The sequence below is a fragment of the Curtobacterium sp. NPDC089991 genome, from assembly GCF_044748425.1.
In the GTDB taxonomy this organism is placed as follows: Bacteria; Actinomycetota; Actinomycetes; order Actinomycetales; family Microbacteriaceae; genus Curtobacterium.
Genome location: NZ_JBIVGB010000003.1, coordinates 235,152 through 250,422, shown reverse-complemented (window position 1 = coordinate 250,422; position 15,271 = coordinate 235,152). Strand labels below are relative to the sequence as shown.

The 15,271-nt window shown below is 71.1% G+C and carries 16 protein-coding genes; 9 read left to right on the top strand and 7 right to left on the bottom strand.

The window, feature by feature from the left end:
• Nucleotides 1–29: 29 nt before the first annotated feature.
• Nucleotides 30–902, bottom strand: a complete 873-nt coding sequence (locus tag ACIPV1_RS10535; protein WP_123938949.1) for a PHP domain-containing protein — start codon at nucleotides 900–902, stop codon at nucleotides 30–32.
• 69 nt (nucleotides 903–971) lie between these two features.
• Between ACIPV1_RS10535 and ACIPV1_RS10530 the strand changes: the two genes are divergently transcribed.
• Both ACIPV1_RS10530 and ACIPV1_RS10525 read left to right on the top strand, forming a co-directional pair.
• On the top strand, nucleotides 972–2,456 hold the full coding sequence (locus tag ACIPV1_RS10530; RefSeq protein ID WP_402726328.1) for an aminopeptidase P family protein: 1,485 nt from the start codon (nucleotides 972–974) through the stop codon (nucleotides 2,454–2,456).
• 9 nt (nucleotides 2,457–2,465) lie between these two features.
• Complete coding sequence (locus ACIPV1_RS10525; RefSeq protein ID WP_123294095.1) at nucleotides 2,466–2,954, top strand: GNAT family N-acetyltransferase; 489 nt, start codon at nucleotides 2,466–2,468, stop codon at nucleotides 2,952–2,954.
• Between the two features lie 46 nt (nucleotides 2,955–3,000).
• Here the strand turns inward: ACIPV1_RS10525 and ACIPV1_RS10520 are convergent, their stop codons facing one another.
• On the bottom strand, nucleotides 3,001–3,927 hold the full coding sequence (locus tag ACIPV1_RS10520; protein WP_402726327.1) for a general stress protein: 927 nt from the start codon (nucleotides 3,925–3,927) through the stop codon (nucleotides 3,001–3,003).
• Between the two features lie 83 nt (nucleotides 3,928–4,010).
• Here ACIPV1_RS10520 and ACIPV1_RS10515 point away from each other — a divergent pair, with 83 nt between their 5' ends.
• From ACIPV1_RS10515 to ACIPV1_RS10495, 5 genes are all read left to right on the top strand, one after another.
• A complete protein-coding gene (locus ACIPV1_RS10515; protein WP_111084991.1) occupies nucleotides 4,011–5,330 on the top strand; it encodes a magnesium transporter MgtE N-terminal domain-containing protein in 1,320 nt (439 codons plus the stop codon).
• Nucleotides 5,331–5,382: 52 nt separating this feature from the next.
• Nucleotides 5,383–5,883 carry a DUF1003 domain-containing protein gene (locus ACIPV1_RS10510; protein ID WP_123294206.1) on the top strand — a complete coding sequence of 167 codons (501 nt, stop codon included), beginning with the start codon at nucleotides 5,383–5,385 and terminating at the stop codon, nucleotides 5,881–5,883.
• Nucleotides 5,876–7,036, top strand: coding sequence for an Mrp/NBP35 family ATP-binding protein (locus tag ACIPV1_RS10505; RefSeq protein WP_402726326.1), 1,161 nt, complete (start codon nucleotides 5,876–5,878; stop codon nucleotides 7,034–7,036). The genes ACIPV1_RS10510 and ACIPV1_RS10505 overlap by 8 nt, the downstream gene beginning before the upstream one ends.
• 10 nt (nucleotides 7,037–7,046) lie before the next feature.
• Complete coding sequence (locus ACIPV1_RS10500) at nucleotides 7,047–7,895, top strand: bifunctional 2-polyprenyl-6-hydroxyphenol methylase/3-demethylubiquinol 3-O-methyltransferase UbiG (protein WP_131921591.1); 849 nt, start codon at nucleotides 7,047–7,049, stop codon at nucleotides 7,893–7,895.
• Nucleotides 7,896–8,062: 167 nt separating this feature from the next.
• Nucleotides 8,063–9,355 carry a carbohydrate-binding protein gene (locus tag ACIPV1_RS10495; protein ID WP_402726325.1) on the top strand — a complete coding sequence of 431 codons (1,293 nt, stop codon included), beginning with the start codon at nucleotides 8,063–8,065 and terminating at the stop codon, nucleotides 9,353–9,355.
• Between the two features lie 94 nt (nucleotides 9,356–9,449).
• Here the strand turns inward: ACIPV1_RS10495 and ACIPV1_RS10490 are convergent, their stop codons facing one another.
• A complete protein-coding gene (locus ACIPV1_RS10490; RefSeq protein WP_111084987.1) occupies nucleotides 9,450–9,824 on the bottom strand; it encodes a twin-arginine translocase TatA/TatE family subunit in 375 nt (124 codons plus the stop codon).
• Between the two features lie 64 nt (nucleotides 9,825–9,888).
• Here ACIPV1_RS10490 and ACIPV1_RS10485 point away from each other — a divergent pair, with 64 nt between their 5' ends.
• Complete coding sequence (locus tag ACIPV1_RS10485) at nucleotides 9,889–10,521, top strand: O-methyltransferase (protein ID WP_123294100.1); 633 nt, start codon at nucleotides 9,889–9,891, stop codon at nucleotides 10,519–10,521.
• Between the two features lie 16 nt (nucleotides 10,522–10,537).
• Here ACIPV1_RS10485 and ACIPV1_RS10480 read toward each other — a convergent pair whose 3' ends face one another.
• Entirely contained in the window at nucleotides 10,538–11,266 is a 729-nt protein-coding gene (locus tag ACIPV1_RS10480; protein ID WP_402726324.1) for an AAA family ATPase, read from the bottom strand.
• Nucleotides 11,267–11,390: 124 nt separating this feature from the next.
• Nucleotides 11,391–11,564 (bottom strand): DUF3117 domain-containing protein, encoded by a 174-nt coding sequence (locus tag ACIPV1_RS10475; RefSeq protein WP_123673120.1) that lies wholly within the window; start codon nucleotides 11,562–11,564, stop codon nucleotides 11,391–11,393.
• A gap of 127 nt (nucleotides 11,565–11,691) precedes the next feature.
• On the opposite strand from ACIPV1_RS10475, the gene ACIPV1_RS10470 reads away from it, so the two are divergent.
• Complete coding sequence (locus ACIPV1_RS10470; protein WP_402726323.1) at nucleotides 11,692–12,963, top strand: AI-2E family transporter; 1,272 nt, start codon at nucleotides 11,692–11,694, stop codon at nucleotides 12,961–12,963.
• Here the strand turns inward: ACIPV1_RS10470 and ACIPV1_RS10465 are convergent.
• Nucleotides 12,942–14,186 carry a hypothetical protein gene (locus ACIPV1_RS10465; RefSeq protein WP_402726322.1) on the bottom strand — a complete coding sequence of 415 codons (1,245 nt, stop codon included), beginning with the start codon at nucleotides 14,184–14,186 and terminating at the stop codon, nucleotides 12,942–12,944. The two genes, ACIPV1_RS10470 and ACIPV1_RS10465, sit on opposite strands and share 22 nt — an antisense overlap.
• On the bottom strand, nucleotides 14,171–15,253 hold the full coding sequence (dapE, locus tag ACIPV1_RS10460; protein WP_402726321.1) for a succinyl-diaminopimelate desuccinylase: 1,083 nt from the start codon (nucleotides 15,251–15,253) through the stop codon (nucleotides 14,171–14,173). Before dapE ends, ACIPV1_RS10465 begins: the two co-directional genes overlap by 16 nt.
• Between the last annotated feature and the right edge of the window lie 18 nt (nucleotides 15,254–15,271).

Sequence of the window (15,271 nt, the reverse complement as noted above, 5' to 3'; positions counted from 1 at the left end):
CTGTCGCTTCGGTGGGGACGAGCCTCGGGTCAGGACAGGCGCGAGCCGGGGCCGACCACGGGGGCGCTCCCGGTGGCCTCGGACAGGATGGCGTCGAACGCGACCCGAGCCGTCCGGTGCTCGCCGAGCCGGTTCGGCTTGCCCGTGCCGTGGTAGTCGCTCGAACCGGTGACGAACAGGCCGTAGCGCGACGCCCAGTCGAGCAGGGTGCGCTTGCCGTGCGCCAGGTTCTCGCGGTGGTCGACCTCGAGCCCGCCGAGCCCGGCGTCGACGAGGTCGCGGAGCATCGGCTCGTCGATGACGATCCCCCGCGACGAGGCTGCCGGGTGCGCGATGACCGGCACACCACCCGCCTGTCGGATGAGTTCGACGCCGCGCAGGGGCGACGGCGCCTCGTGCGGTTCGTAGTAGCCGGACGCCGGGTGCAGGATGCCGCGGAACGCCGCGCTCCGGTCGGACTCGAGGCCCCGCGCGACGAGCGCGTCGGCGATGTGCGGGCGGCCGATGGTGGCCCCGGGGCTCGCCTGCGCCAGGACGTCGGCCCAGGTGATCGGGTGGTCCTCGCCGATGCGGTCGACCATGCGGTGCGCGCGGGAGAGGCGGCCGGAGCGGATGCGGTCCGTCTCCTCGACCAGGCCCGGGTCGTGTGGATCGACCAGGTAGCCGAGGACGTGCACGCTGCGGAAGCCGATGCGCGTGCTGAGCTCGAGACCCGGCAGGAGCGTCAACGGCAGCTCGCGTGCGGACCCGGACGCGTCGGCCCAGCCGGCGGTCGTGTCGTGGTCGGTCAGCGCGACGGCGTCCAGGCCGGCGGCCGCGGCCGCTCGGACGAGCTCCGCGGGTCGCTCGGTGCCGTCGGAGACACTCGAGTGCGCGTGCAGGTCGATGAACGGGTCGGGCACGTCGACAATGCTATCCACAGGTGAGGGGCTGCACAGGACGCCGGTGCAGCGCGGTGCGATGATGGGGGCATGGCCGACACGACTCCCCGCGCGACGAGCAACCGATCCACGACCCCCGGGTCCTCGACCTTCAAGGACTTCATCGGGTCGCAGTGGGCCGACCGCGAGCAGACGATCCCCGAGCCCCGCGAGCAGGCCGCCTTCGCTGCCGAGCGTCGGGCCCGCATCTCCGAGCTGCACCCGGGCCGCACGATCGTCGTCCCCGCCGGACAGGCCAAGGTCCGCTCGAACGACTGCGACTACCCCTTCCGCCCGCACTCCACGTTCGCGCACCTGACCGGGTGGGGCACCGACACCGTCGTCGGCTCCGTCCTCGTGATGACGCCGAACGGCTCCGGGCACGACGCCACGCTCTACTTCCGTGCCACGGCCGGTCGTGAGTCGGAAGAGTTCTACGCGAACCCCGAGATTGGCGAGTTCTGGGTCGGCCCGCGTCCCTCGCTCGACGCCGTCGCCGCCGACCTCGGGCTGGCCACGGCCGACCTCGGTGCCTTCTCGGACGTCGCCGACGGGCTCGACGCCTCGGCGCTGCTCGTGCGCGAGGCCGACGACGACCTGACCCGCACCCTCGACGCACGACTCGGCAGCGCCGTCGGCGGCGCGCCGAAGACCGACGACGCACCGGCGACCGACGACGTCCTCGCCCGCGACCTGTCCGAGCAGCGCCTGGTGAAGGACGCGTACGAGGTGGGCGAGCTCCGCAAGGCCGTCGACGCGACGAAGCACGGCTTCGACGACGTGATCGCCGACTTCGACGCCGTCCTGGCACACCAGCGGGGCGAGCGCATCGTCGAGGGCACCTTCAACCGCCGGGCTCGTGCAGACGGCAACACGGTCGGCTACGACACGATCGCCGCCTCGGGCCACCACGCCTGCATCCTGCACTGGACCCGGAACGACGGCGCCGTGCAGCCGGGTGACCTGATCCTCATCGACGCCGGGGTCGAGGTCGACTCGTTCTACACGGCCGACATCACCCGCACGCTGCCGGTCAGCGGCACGTTCTCCCCCGTGCAGCGCATGGTCTACGACGCCGTGCTCGAGGCAGCAGACGCCGCGTTCGCCATCGTCAAGCCGGGCATCACGTTCCGCCAGGTGCACGCCACCGCGATGGAGGTCATCGCCCGCAAGACCGCCGAGTGGGGCTTCCTGCCCGTCTCGGCAGAAGAGTCGCTCGAGGCGGACAACCAGTTCCACCGCCGCTACATGGTGCACGGCACGAGCCACCACCTCGGCCTCGACGTGCACGACTGCGCGAAGGCCCGTCGCGAGATGTACATCGACGGCGTCGTGCAGCCCGGCATGGTGTTCACGATCGAGCCCGGTCTGTACTTCCAGCAGGACGACCTGACCGTGCCCGAGGAGTTCCGCGGCATCGGCGTCCGGATCGAGGACGACATCCTGGTCACCGAGGACGGGGCCGAGAACCTGTCGATCGGCATCCCCCGGACCCCCTCGGAAGTGGAGGGGTGGATCGCCCGCTCCGGCCGCTAGCCTGAGCGGGTGACGACGCCCGACGCCTCCACCGACTCCCGCACGCCGCAGTTCTCGATCGAGGTCGAGCACTTCGACTCCCCCGACGCGCAGCGACTCCGAGCCGCGCAGCGCCTGGAGATCGACCGTGCCTACGGCGGCGACACCGAACCCGGCGAGAAGCCGACGGCGGACTCCATCGCGGTGTTCTTCCTGGCGCGCGACGAGGCCGGCACTCCGCTGGCGTGCGGCGGACTGCGGGTCGTCGACGACGGCATCACCGAGATCAAGCGCATGTACGTCCGGCCGGAGTCCCGCGGTTCGGGTGTGGCGGCCGCGCTGCTGCGTCGGCTCGAGGAGGCCGCGCTGGACCTCGGGTCACCGGCGCTCGTGCTCGAGACGGGGAACGAGCAGAAGCGCGCCGTCGGGTTCTACGAGCGCGAGGGCTTCACGCGGATCGCCAACTTCGGCCCGTACGTCGGCGCCCCGCTGTCGATCTGCTACTCGAAGGTGCTGTAACCCGAGCACACCGGCCCCGAACACACCGGCCCCGAGCACGCAGGCGTCAGGGGCGCTCGTCGCCCTTCGGGGACGACGGCGACGACGGGGTCGATGAAGACGACGGTGCCGGCGGCGTCGCACCGGGCACCCGCTCGCCGTACTGCGGCGGGTCCTGCGGACGACGCTCGGGGATCGCCGGCCCACCCGAGGTGGGTCGGTCCGCGGGGGCGGCAGCGGACGGGTCGGCGTTCTCGCCGTACCGGGGCCCGTCGTTCGTGCCGTACCGCGGCGCGCTCGACGCACCCGGCGCCGTGGGCGCTTCCGTCTGCGCGCCGGGGGCCGACGTGCCGGGCTGCTGCGGGCCTCCTGGCTGCTGGTGGGGTGTGGCGTGTCCGCCGTACGGCGACTGCTGCTGCGGCGGGGCGGGACGCCACGGCTGCTGTCCCTGCACCGGTGCGCCGGGAGCGCCCTGCTGGGGCTGCTCGTTCCAGTGCGTGGACGGCGTCGCACCGTGCTCACCCAGGATCCGCTGCGCCTGACCGGTCAGCTGCGGGTTGACGACGATCTGGTAGTTCGTGGCGAGCACCTGGTGGACGCTCGTGAAGTCGCGCTGTCGCTTGGTGATCGCGAACGAGACGATGCCGTAGAGCATGCCGAACGCGGCTCCGATGATCGCGGCGGCGAGGATCAGGCCACCGGAGCTCGGCGAGAACAGGGTGAGCACGATGCCGAAGAAGATGCCGAGCCAGAGACCGGACAGGGCTCCGGCGATCGCCGCACGGCCGTAGGTCATCTTGCCGGTGACGCGCTCGACGGTCTTCAGGTCGTTGCCCACGATCGAGAGCTGGTTGACCGGGAAGTCGGCGTCGGCGAGCTTCGCCACGACGCGCTGCGCATCGGGGTAGCTGTCGTACGTGCCGAGGACGTCGCCCTTGGGCAGCGTCGGGAAGGCCTGGGCGGTCCTGCCGGCGAAGGGACTCTGATTGCTCACACAGCCATCATTCACCGCGCACCTTGCAATCGCACGTGCACCGCCGGGGAAGCGCCAGCACGCAACCGACTACGCTGGGTCGGGTGAGCGCCACGAAGGTCTTCGTCGCCCGCCTCGCCGGGTGCTCCGTCTTCGACCCCGCGGGCGACCGCGTGGGCAAGGTCCGGGACGTCCTGGTGGTCTACCGCCGGGCCGATCCCCCGCACGTCGTGGGGTTGATCGTCGAGGTGCCGGGCAAGCGCCGCATCTTCGTCAGCGTCGGCCGCATCACCTCGATCGGTGCCGGCCAGGTCATCACCACCGGGCTCGTCAACATGCGCCGCTTCGAGCAGCGCGGCGGCGAGGTCCGGGTGATCGCCGAGATGCTCGGTCGCAAGGTGCTCATCAAGAACCAGCGCATCCGGGCCACCATCGAGGACGTCGCGATCGAGGACCGCGGGCAGGGCGACTGGGAGGTCGCACAGCTCTTCCTCCGTAAGCCGAAGACCACCCCGTCGCCGTTCGGCAAGGGCCCGACGACGTTCGCGACGTGGAACGAGGTCACCGAGGACGAGCTCCCCGGCGAGGCCCAGTCCGCCGAGCACGTCATCGCCGCGTACTCCGACCTGGTGCCCGCCGACCTGGCGAGCACGCTGCTCGACCTGCCGGAGGAACGCCGGTTCGAGGTCGCCGAGGAGCTCCCCGACGACCGGCTGGCCGACGTGCTCGAGGAGATGCCCGACCAGGAGCGCGTCGAGATCCTGTCGCGGCTCGAGGACTCCCGCGCGGCCGACGTCCTCGACCAGATGCAGCCGGACGACGCCGCCGACGTACTCGCGCAGTTCTCCGACGAACGGAGCGAGGCGCTCCTGCAGCTCATGGAGCCGGAGGAGGCGCAGGACGTCCGCATGCTCCTGGAGTACGAGCCGGACACCGCCGGTGGTCTGATGACCACCGAGCCCGTCATCGTCTCCGCCGACGCGACCGTCGCCGAGGGGCTCGCACTCGTCCGCCGACACGACCTCGCCCCGGTGCTCGGCGCCGCGGTGTGCGTCACGCTGCCGCCGTACGAGCCGCCGACCGGTCGGTTCCTCGGGCTGGTGCACTTCCAGCGCATGCTCCGCTACCCGCCGAACGAACGGCTCGGCACGCTCATCGACCAGCAGACCGAGCCGGTCCGGGTCGACGCGAGCGCCGCCGAGGTCACCCGCGTGATGGCGACCTACAACCTGCTGTCCGTCCCCGTGGTCGACGACGCCCACCGCCTCGTCGGGGTGGTGACGATCGACGATGTCCTCGACCACGTCCTGCCGGACGACTGGCGAAGTCAGGGCGAGGGGGAACCCTCACCGCTTCCACGCCAACGCCCGCGCAAGACACCCGTGACGACGGGAAGGAGGACCACCCGTGGCCCGAACGGATGAGAACCGTCGTGATCGCGAGCGCTCCGACGTCCGCCTCGACTCCCCCAAGGGCATGCGCACGCGCGTGCTCCCGACCCGCCGTCGTGGCGGACGCGGTGACACGTTCGGTCGCGCGACCGAGGGCATCGCACGGGGCATGGGCACGCCGTGGTTCCTCATCGGCCTCACCCTGTTCTGTGTGGTCTGGATGGGGTACAACACCCTCGCGCCGAAGCCGTGGCAGTTCGACTCCGCCGCGATCGGCTTCACCGCGCTGACCCTGGTGCTGTCGCTGCAGGCCTCGTACGCCGCCCCGCTCATCCTGCTCGCGCAGAACCGGCAGGACGACCGCGACCGCGTGCAGTTCGAACAGGACCGGCAGCGTGCGGAGCGCAACCTGGCGGACACCGAGTACCTGGCGCGCGAGGTCGTCGCGCTCCGGCTGGCGATGCGCGACATGGCGTCGAAGGACTTCATCCGTGCCGAGTTGCGGTCGCTGCTCGAGGAACTCGACCGGCGCGACGCCGACGACGCCGGCTACGCGAGCGAGCCCGGCAGCTCCACCCGTGGCTGACGCGGCTCCCGCCGACGAGCAGCTGGGCACGGCGGTCCTCGCCGCGCTCGGCCGCGTGATCGACCCCGAGATCCGTCGGCCCGTCACGGAACTCGACATGATCCGTGGTGTCGACGTGCAGCCGGGAGGCGCGGTGCGCGTCGACCTGCAGCTCACGATCGTGGGGTGCCCCGCCGCCGACACCATCGAGCGCGACGTGCGCGTCGCCGCCGGTTCCGTGGACGGGGTGTCGTCGGTCGACGTCGACGTGTCGGTGATGGCCCCCGCGACGCGTGCCGCGCTGACCGAACGCCTGCGGGCCGGCCGGCCGAACGGCGTCCAGTTCACGGCGGACTCGCTCACCCGGGTGATCGCCGTCACGAGCGGCAAGGGTGGTGTCGGCAAGTCGACGGTCACCGCCAACCTCGCCGTCGCCCTCGCCCGCCGGGGCCTGCGGGTCGGGATCGTCGACGTCGACGTGCACGGCTTCAGCATCCCCGGGCTGATGGGACTGACCGACGAGCACGGCGTCGCGCCGCGGCCGACCCGGGTGGACAGCATGATCCTGCCGCCCGTCGCCCACGACGTGAAGGTCGTGTCGATCGGGATGTTCGTCGACGACGCCTCCACCGCGGTCTCCTGGCGTGGCCCGATGCTGCACCGCACCGTGAACCAGTTCCTGACCGACGTGTTCTTCGGCGACCTGGACGTGCTCCTGCTCGACCTGCCGCCCGGTACCGGCGACGTCGCGATCTCGGTCGGCCAGCTCCTCCCCCACGCCGAGGTCCTGGTCGTCACCACACCCCAGGCCGCTGCGGCCGACGTCGCCGAGCGCAGCGGGATCGTCGCACGCCAGACGGGCCAGCGGGTGATCGGGGTCATCGAGAACATGGCCGGGCTCGTCCAGCCCGACGGCTCGGTCCTGCACCTGTTCGGCGAGGGCGGTGGCGCCGAGACCGCCGCACGGCTGTCCCGCGGCCAGGACGCCCCCGTGCCGGTGCTCGGCAGCGTGCCGCTGTCCGTGCCGCTCCGTGAGGGCGGGGACACCGGCCTGCCGGTCGTGCTCGGCGCGCCGGAGGACCCCGCGGCAGTCGCCCTCGCCGCGATCGCCGACGGCATCACGACGATGGGGCGCGGACTGGCCGGACGGAAGCTGGGTCTGTCGCTGTCCTAGGCTCGTCAGCATGAGCATGGATCACGTCAGCGTCGACTGGGACCGCGCCCGCGACACGAACCGGGCGAACTGGGACGACCGGGTGCCGATCCACGAGGGCGCCTACGCCGTCGACGAGCTGTCCGACCCGGCGCACCGCTCGGACGTCGTGCGCGACGACCTGCCGGCCCTGACGCCGTGGCTGCCGAACGGCTCGCTCGCCGGCCTCGACGTCTGCCACCTGCAGTGCCACATCGGCACCGACACCGTGTCGCTCGCCCGCGAGGGAGCCCGGCTCACCGGCGTCGACTTCTCCCCCGCGGCGCTCGCCTCCGCCGCCGGCCTCGCGACGCGGCTCGGCATCGACGTCACCTGGGTGGAGACCGACGTGCTCGACGCCCGCGCTGCCGTCTCCGGCGACTTCGACGTCGTCTACACGAGCATCGGCACGATCTGCTGGCTCCCCGACCTCGACCGCTGGGCCGCACAGGTCGCCGGCTTGCTGCGCCCGGGCGGGGTGTTCTTCATCCGCGACGGCCACCCCGCGCTCTACGGCCTCGACGAGACCGCCGACGAGCTCGTCACCCGGTACCGGTACTTCCCGGACGGCACCGCGCAGCAGTGGGACGACGCCGGCACCTACGCCGGCGACGGCACCGTGGCGAACACCCGCACGTTCGAATGGCCGCACCCGCTGTCCGAGATCGTGAACGCGCTGCTCGGCGCCGGACTCCGACTCCGCCGCCTGGACGAGGGGCGCACCCTGCCCTGGCGCTTCAGTCCCCGCATGGAGGACACCGGTGACGGCTCGTGGGCGTGGCCCGACGCTGACCGCGACCGTGTTCCCCTGACGTACACGATCGTCGCCACCCGCGACTGACGACGGGCGCCTGCCATCCGCTCGGCGCGCGCCTGTACGTTCGTTCATGGACAGGTCGTTCCACCCCAGAGCATTATGCAAGGGCATTGCACAATGCCCTTGCGGAATGTGACCGCCTGGGCTCCACCCGCCGGACGACGACGTCCGGCCGAGGACAGGAGAACCGTGTGAACCAGAACACCCGAGTACGGATCGGCCTCGTGGCCACCGTCGCCGCAGTGATCGCCGGCGGATCCCTCGCCGCAGCACCGGCCATCGCCGCGACACCGTCGTGCGCGACCGCGTGGACCGCCGGCACCGCGTACTCCGGCGGTGCCACCGTCAGCGAGAACGGATCGAACTACACCGCGAACTGGTGGACGCAGGGCGATGACCCCGCGACACACGCCGGGGCGACGGGCAGCGGCCAGCCGTGGACGTCGACCGGCGCCTGCTCCGGCACGGGCACGGGCGGCGGGACCACTCCTCCCGGTGGGGGGACGACCACCCCCGGCACGGGCGGGAGCGGCGGCACGGCCAGCGGACTGGTGTTCAGCCCGTACAAGGACATCACCGTGAACCTCGACTGGAACACGAACGTCATGAACACCGCGGTCACCGGGACGCGGATCCCGGTGGTCGGCTCGAGCAACAGCCTGGTGTCGACCCGGGAGCCCGGCCTCAAGGCGCTCACCCTCGCCTTCGCGACCGGCACGTGCGGCAGCGAGAACTGGGGTGGCGTCGCGGCGGATGCCTTCGCGAACGCCAACATCCCGAAGCTCGACGCCGCCGGGGTGAACTACATCATCAGCACCGGTGGAGCCGCCGGTTCGTTCAAGTGTTCGGGCGCCGCACTGCAGTCGTTCATCGCCCGGTACGCGACCCCGCACATGATCGGCGTCGACTTCGACATCGAGAGCGGTCAGTCCGCCGCCGACGTGCAGAACCTCGTGGGCGCCGCAGCCCTCGCCCAGGCGAAGTACCCGGGCATGCGCTTCTCGTTCACGCTCGCGACCCTGGCCGCCAGCGACGGCTCGTACGGCGGGCTGAACAGCACCGGCGACGCCACCGTGAAGGCGATCAAGGCGTCGACCCTGACGAACTACACGATCAACCTCATGACGATGGACTTCGGCCGCGCGACCACCGCGAACTGCGTGCTCTCCGGCTCCACCTGCCAGATGGGCAAGTCCTCGATCCAGGCCGTCACGAACCTGCAGCACACGTACGGCATCGCGTCGTCGAAGATCGAGGTCACCCCGATGATCGGCGTCAACGACACCACCGACGAGGTCTTCACCCTCGCCGACGTCGACACCCTGTCCGCCTACGCGAAGGCCAACGGCCTCGCTGGGATCCACTACTGGTCGCTCGACCGGGACACGCCCTGCGCCTCGACGACGGCGTCGTCCACGTGCAGCTCCGTCCCGAGCGCACCGGCACTCGCCTGGACGGACCGCTTCCTCGCCGACCTGAAGTAGCCGACCTGAAGTAGTCGTCACCACACCGAACACGGGAGGCCCGGTGCCAGCTGGCACCGGGCCTCCCGTCCGTCAGGTGGTCACGTGACGGGCGTCAGGTCGCTTCCGCGTCGAAGGGCGGCGCTTCTCCCGCGGCCAGCGGCACGACGGGAGCCGTCGCGCGGACCTTGGAGGCGGTCACCTGCGCGGTCTGGACCGCGGCGGCGCTGCTGGCGCTGCCGGAGTCGAGGAGCGCATCGCGGATGATCCGGCGGGGGTCGTACTGTCGCGGGTCGAGCTTCTGCCACTCGATGTCGTCGAACTCGGGGCCCATCTCGTCGCGCATCCGCTCCTTCGCGGTGTCGGCGAACCGGCGGACGGCCTTCACGAACTCGGCCAACTTCTGGGCGTACATCGGCAGGCGCTGCGGCCCGAGCAGGAGCACGGCAATGATCCCGATGATCAGGATCTTGTCGAGCGGGATGTTCACGTGAGCGAGCCTAACCCGTACGGCTCCGATGCACCCCTAGAGTTGTCAACCGAACGGAGTGTGCGTGTCAGAGAAAGAGTCGAACTGGAAGTTCGCCGAGGACATCGTCTCGGAGTCCGAGGCGATCGCCCGCGCTCGTGAGCACTCCCTGGAGCTCGGTGTCGAGGCGATCTCGCCCGCGATCGGCGCGCAGATCGGCGTCATCGCCGCAGCCTCCCGAGCCACGAGCATCATCGAGATCGGGACGGGCCTGGGAGTCTCCGGGCTGTACCTGCTCGGCGGCGCGCCGGACGCGACCCTGACCACGATCGACGTCGAGGTCGACCACCAGCAGTTCGCCCGCGACGCCTACATCAGCGCCGGCACCGCCCCCGCACGCATCCGGCTCATCCCGGGCCGCGCGAACCAGGTGCTCCCCCGGATGAACGAGGCGTCGTACGACGTCGTCCTGGTCGATGCCGACCCCGAGCACGTCATCGAGTACGTCGAGCACGGGCTGCGGCTCGCACGCCTCGGCGGGACCGTCCTGGTGCCGCACGCCCTGTGGCGCGGACGCGTCGCCGACCCGGTCAAGCGCGACCGGGCGACGACCGACTTCCGGCTGCTGCTCACCGAGGTGTCGACGTCGGGGGCGGTGCGCAGTGCGCTCTCGCCGGCCGGTGACGGGCTGCTGCAGCTGACGAAGGTCACCGCGTAGCAGCCGTCCCCACCGGTCACTCGAGGTGCCGCAGGTACCGCTCCGGTGACTCGAGGAACGACCGCTGGTTGCGCACCAGATCGAGGTCCTCCCACTCGGTGCGCCGGAATCCCCACTCGCCGACCTCGTGGATCGTCGCGCCGGGGAACGCCGCCAGGACCGGTGAGTGCGTCGAGAGCACGACCTGCCCGACCCCGCTGTCGACGATCGACCGCAGCAGCGCGATGAGCGTCAGACAGCCGGAGAAGGACAGCGCCGACTCCGGTTCGTCGAGGATCCAGAGCCCCGGCCACTGCGCGCGGTCGATGACGAAGTCGAGGAACGACTCACCGTGGCTGCGCTCGTGGAACACCGGCTCGGGGCGGGAGTGGTTGGGATTGTCCTCGAGGTAGGCGAAGAAACCGTGCATGGTCTCGGCACGCAGGAAGAACCCACCGCGGGGCGCACCGAAGTCACGGCGGAGGACGATGTGCTGCCACAGCGACGACTCGGACGGACGCGTCGAGTGGTTCGCCAGGGTGGAGCCACCCTCGGGTGACATGCCGAAGCGCAACGCGATCGCCTCGATCAGGGTGGACTTGCCCACACCGTTGTCGCCGACGAACACCGTCACCGGGTCGAGGTCGAGTCCCTCGTCGAGCAGCTGCCGCACCGGGGGCAGCGTCGCCGGCCAGACGTCTCGCGGCATCGGGTCCGGGTCGCGGTACTCCTCGACGCGGCGGATCGGCATGTGGGTCCTCGGCACGAGGCCATCCTGCCGGACCCGACCGACAGCGCGACGGGCGCGCACGCCGACGGCGCGGCGCCCCGGACGCAGACGACGGGCCCGGCGCGTACACGCTCCGGACCCGTCGTTCTGGTGCTTTCGACTACGAGGCCGAGACGACCTCAGCGAGTGCGTCATGGAGTTCCTTGGCCTCGGCATCGTTGACCGAGACGACCAGGCGGCCTCCTCCTTCGAGCGGAACCCGCACGATGATGAGTCGACCCTCCTTAACAGCCTCCATCGGCCCGTCACCGGTCCTCGGCTTCATGGCTGCCATCAGATGTCCCCTTTCGTGCAGTACATGCCCGCTCATTATCTCGTATTGATGGGGCAACTGCGAAACCGCCCAGGTTGGGGGTGTCGGATCGGCGGTTCTTCGCGGGTTCCGTTCGTAACCTTGGCGGATGCCGAACATCCGCTCCATGCGCCGTCAGTCCCCCAGCGGACGTCCCGACCGGGCCGGGCGGACCGGACCGGCCGAGCGGACCGGTCTGGCCGGACGATCCGCGCGGTCCGACGACGCAGTGCCCGCCGGCCTGCGGATCGGTGCGGCGTTCACCTGGCGCATCCTCGTCGTCGGTGCCGGCCTCGCCCTCCTGGTGGCCCTGGTCGTGCTGCTGCAGGACATCGTGGTGCCGTTCCTCATCGCGCTGCTCGTGTGCGCACTGCTCATGCCGATGTCGTCGTTCCTGCAGCGGCACCGGTGGCCGAAGTGGACGGCGGTGCTGTCGAGCCTCGTGGCGCTGGTGCTGGCACTCGGCGGGCTGGCGCTGCTCGTCACCGAGCAGGTGCGGTCCGACCTGCCGTCGCTCGAACGCCGGCTCCACCACAGCGTGCAGTCCCTGCGGACCCTGCTCGACAGCGAGCCGTTCGGGATCACGGCGAAGGACGTCGACTCGTGGGTGTCGAACGGCTTCGACTACCTGCAGGCGCACGCCGCGACGATCCTGTCCGGGTTCCAGGCCGCCGGCACCGGCGCCGTGCACGTGCTCGAGGGGCTGTTCATCATCGTGTTCACGACGCTGTTCGTGCTCATCGACGGCCCGCGCATCTGGGGGTGGGTCGTCCGGCTCTTCCCGCGCCGGGCACGTGCTCGCATCGACGTCGCGGGGCACGCCGGCTGGAAGACGCTGACGAGCTTCATCCGCGTCCAGCTCGTGGTCGCCGTCACGGACGCCCTCGGTGTCACCATCGGCGCCCTCGCGCTGCAGATCCCGCTGGCGATCCCGATCGGCGTGATCGTGTTCTTCGGCGCGTTCGTCCCGGTCGTCGGTGCGATCGTCGCCGGCGCGGTCGCGGTGCTCATCGCCCTGGTCTTCAACGGCTGGGTGCCGGCGCTCGTGATGCTCGGCATCGTGGTGGTCGTGCAGCAGCTCGAGAGCCACGTCCTGCACCCGTTCCTGACCGGCACGGCCGTCAAGGTCCACCCGCTCGGGGTCGTCCTCGGGGTGACCGCGGGCACGACGATCGCGGGTGTCGTCGGCGCGTTCTTCGCGGTGCCGTTCATCGCCACCGTCAACGCGATGGTCGTGGCGGCGGCGAACTGGCGACCGGGTGACCCGGAGCCGATGTCAGCGACGGTGCCGAAGCGCGAGCGGAGCGGTCCCGCCGCACGGCTCCTGGCCCGCGCCCAGGCCCGTGAGCGCCGTGCCGATCACGGCGGGGTCCAGTCGTAGCCGTCGATCCACCAGCAGTAGTACAGCCAGACCCACTGCAGCCCGACGAACGCCACCACGACGGCCACCCGGTACACGCGGGACCGCGGCAGCGCCACGATGCCGAGCAGTGGCGCGATCGGCACCAGGATCCGCCAGGTGCTCGACTGCGGGAAGAACACGGCGAGCAGGTACACGACGTAGGCGATGCCCCAGAGGCGCAGCTCGATCCCGATCACCCGTGCTGCGGGCATGCAGACGAACGCCACGAAGCCGACGACCACGACGGCCAGCAGGACCCCGCCGGCGGGCTGGTGGAACCACCACCCGAAGCCCTGGATCCACGGCGCGAACGGCACGAGCTCCTGCCACCCGACGTAGGACGACCGCCAGGCGAGCTCGGTGTCGGTGTAGGCCTTGGGCACCCCGGTGACGGCCCAGGCGATCGCCGGCCACGCCAGGCCGACCAGTCCGGACACGACCGCGACCACGGCGGGCGGCACGAGGCAGCGCAGGGTGAGCGGCTCCGACGACCGCACCCACGCGGGCCGGATCGCCCAGGCGCCGACGAACAGCACGACGAGCAGCGCGAAGGCGAGCCCGGTCGGCCGGGTCATCCCGAGCAGCAGCACGACGGGCAGCATCGTCCACCACCGCCGGTCGACCATGAGCAGCAGCGCGACGAGCAGCAGGAACAGCCCCATCGACTCGGCGTACGCCACCTGGAACATCGCCGACACGGGCGCGACGCAGAACAGCACCGTGGCGAAGGTCGATCGCGCCGGGTCGACGAAGCGCCCCATCAGGCGACGGAACACGAGCGCAGCGCCGAGTCCGGCGAGCAGCGAGACCGCCACCGCGACGAACTCGAACGACGCTCCGGTGAGCAGCATCAGGCCGCGCACCAGGAACGGGTACGCGGGCATGAACGCCCACGCGTTCTCGGTCACGTGCCCTGCCGCGTCCACGGGCAGGGTCGACGGGTAGCCGCCGGTCGCGATGACGCGGTACCAGGCGCCGTCCCAGATGGACGCGAACGACAGGTACGCCGGGTGCTGGACGGTGAACGAGTTCGCCGCCTGCACGCTCGCGAAGGCCTGCATCATCAGTCCGGTGACGAACCGGGCGAGCACGTAGACGACCGTGATGCGGACCCACCACGGCACCACCCGGTAGCGGGCGCGCCAACGGGTGCGTGCAGGGGTCGGCCGGGTGGCCCCGGCCGTCGTCAGGCCGTCAGCCACCGACGGAGGCCGGCCTCGACCGCGGTGATCTGCGCGACCGGGACCTGCTCGTCGTCGTGGTGGGCGAAGACCGGTTCACCGGGTCCGTAGTTGACCGCGGGCACCCCGAGCGCCGAGAAGCGGGCGACGTCGGTCCAGCCGTACTTCGGGCGGGGCTGCGGGCCACCGACCGCCGACACGAAGTCCTGCGCGAGCGGGGCGTCGAGGCCGGGGCGGGCACCGGCAGCGAGGTCGACGATGGTCACGTCGTAGCCCTCGAAGAGCTCACGGATGTGCGCCACGGCCTCGTCGGCCGAACGCGACGGCGCGAAGCGGTAGTTCACGTGCACCATCGCCTCGTCCGGGATGATGTTGCCCGCGATGCCGCCGCTGATCCCGACGGCGTTGAGGCCCTCGCGGTACTCGAGCCCGTCGACCGTGACGGTGCGGGGCTCGTAGGCGGCCAGCGTGGCGAGGATCGGTGCCGTCTTGTGGATCGCGTTGTCGCCGATCCAGCTGCGGGCGCTGTGCGAGCGCTTGCCGAACGTGCGGATCTCGGCGCGGAGGTTGCCGTTGCAGCCACCCTCGATCTGCGCGCCGGACGGCTCCCCCAGGATGGCGAAGTCGGCGGCCAGCAGTTCCGGACGGGTCCGGGCGAGACGACCGAGGCCGTTCAGCAGGTCGCTGACCTCTTCGTGGTCGTACCAGACCCACGTGACGTCGACCGAGGGCTCGACCAGGTCGTACGCGAGCTTGAGCTGCACTGCACAGCCGGCCTTCATGTCGACGGTGCCGCGACCCCACAGGATCTCGGTGCCGTCCTCGGCGGTGCGGAACTCGGTCGGCAGGTTGTCGTTGAGCGGCACGGTGTCGATGTGCCCGGCGATCACGACGCGGCGGTCGCGGCCGAGGTTCGTGCGGGCGACGATCGCGTCGCCGTCCCGGATCACCTCGAGGTGCGGCAGCGGTGCGAGCACCGCCTCGATCGCGTCAGCGAGGGCCTGCTCGTTCCCCGACACCGATTCGATGTCGCAGATGGCACGGGTGATGTCGATGGACGAGGCGGTGAGGTCGAGCTGCTCCGGCATGCGGTCACCTTATCTGCC

Bases quoted from the DNA above. Each gene is read 5' to 3' on its own strand.
- ACIPV1_RS10510 (WP_123294206.1), top strand. From the start codon at position 5,383: ATGCGCACGCGCGTGCTCCCGACCCGCCGTCGTGGCGGACGCGGTGAC.
- ACIPV1_RS10500 (WP_131921591.1), top strand. From the start codon at position 7,047: ATGAGCATGGATCACGTCAGCGTCGACTGGGACCGCGCCCGCGACACG.
- dapE (WP_402726321.1), bottom strand. From the start codon at position 15,253: ATGCCGGAGCAGCTCGACCTCACCGCCTCGTCCATCGACATCACCCGT.
- ACIPV1_RS10470 (WP_402726323.1), top strand. From the start codon at position 11,692: ATGCCGAACATCCGCTCCATGCGCCGTCAGTCCCCCAGCGGACGTCCC.
- ACIPV1_RS10475 (WP_123673120.1), bottom strand. From the start codon at position 11,564: ATGGCAGCCATGAAGCCGAGGACCGGTGACGGGCCGATGGAGGCTGTT.
- ACIPV1_RS10530 (WP_402726328.1), top strand. From the start codon at position 972: ATGGCCGACACGACTCCCCGCGCGACGAGCAACCGATCCACGACCCCC.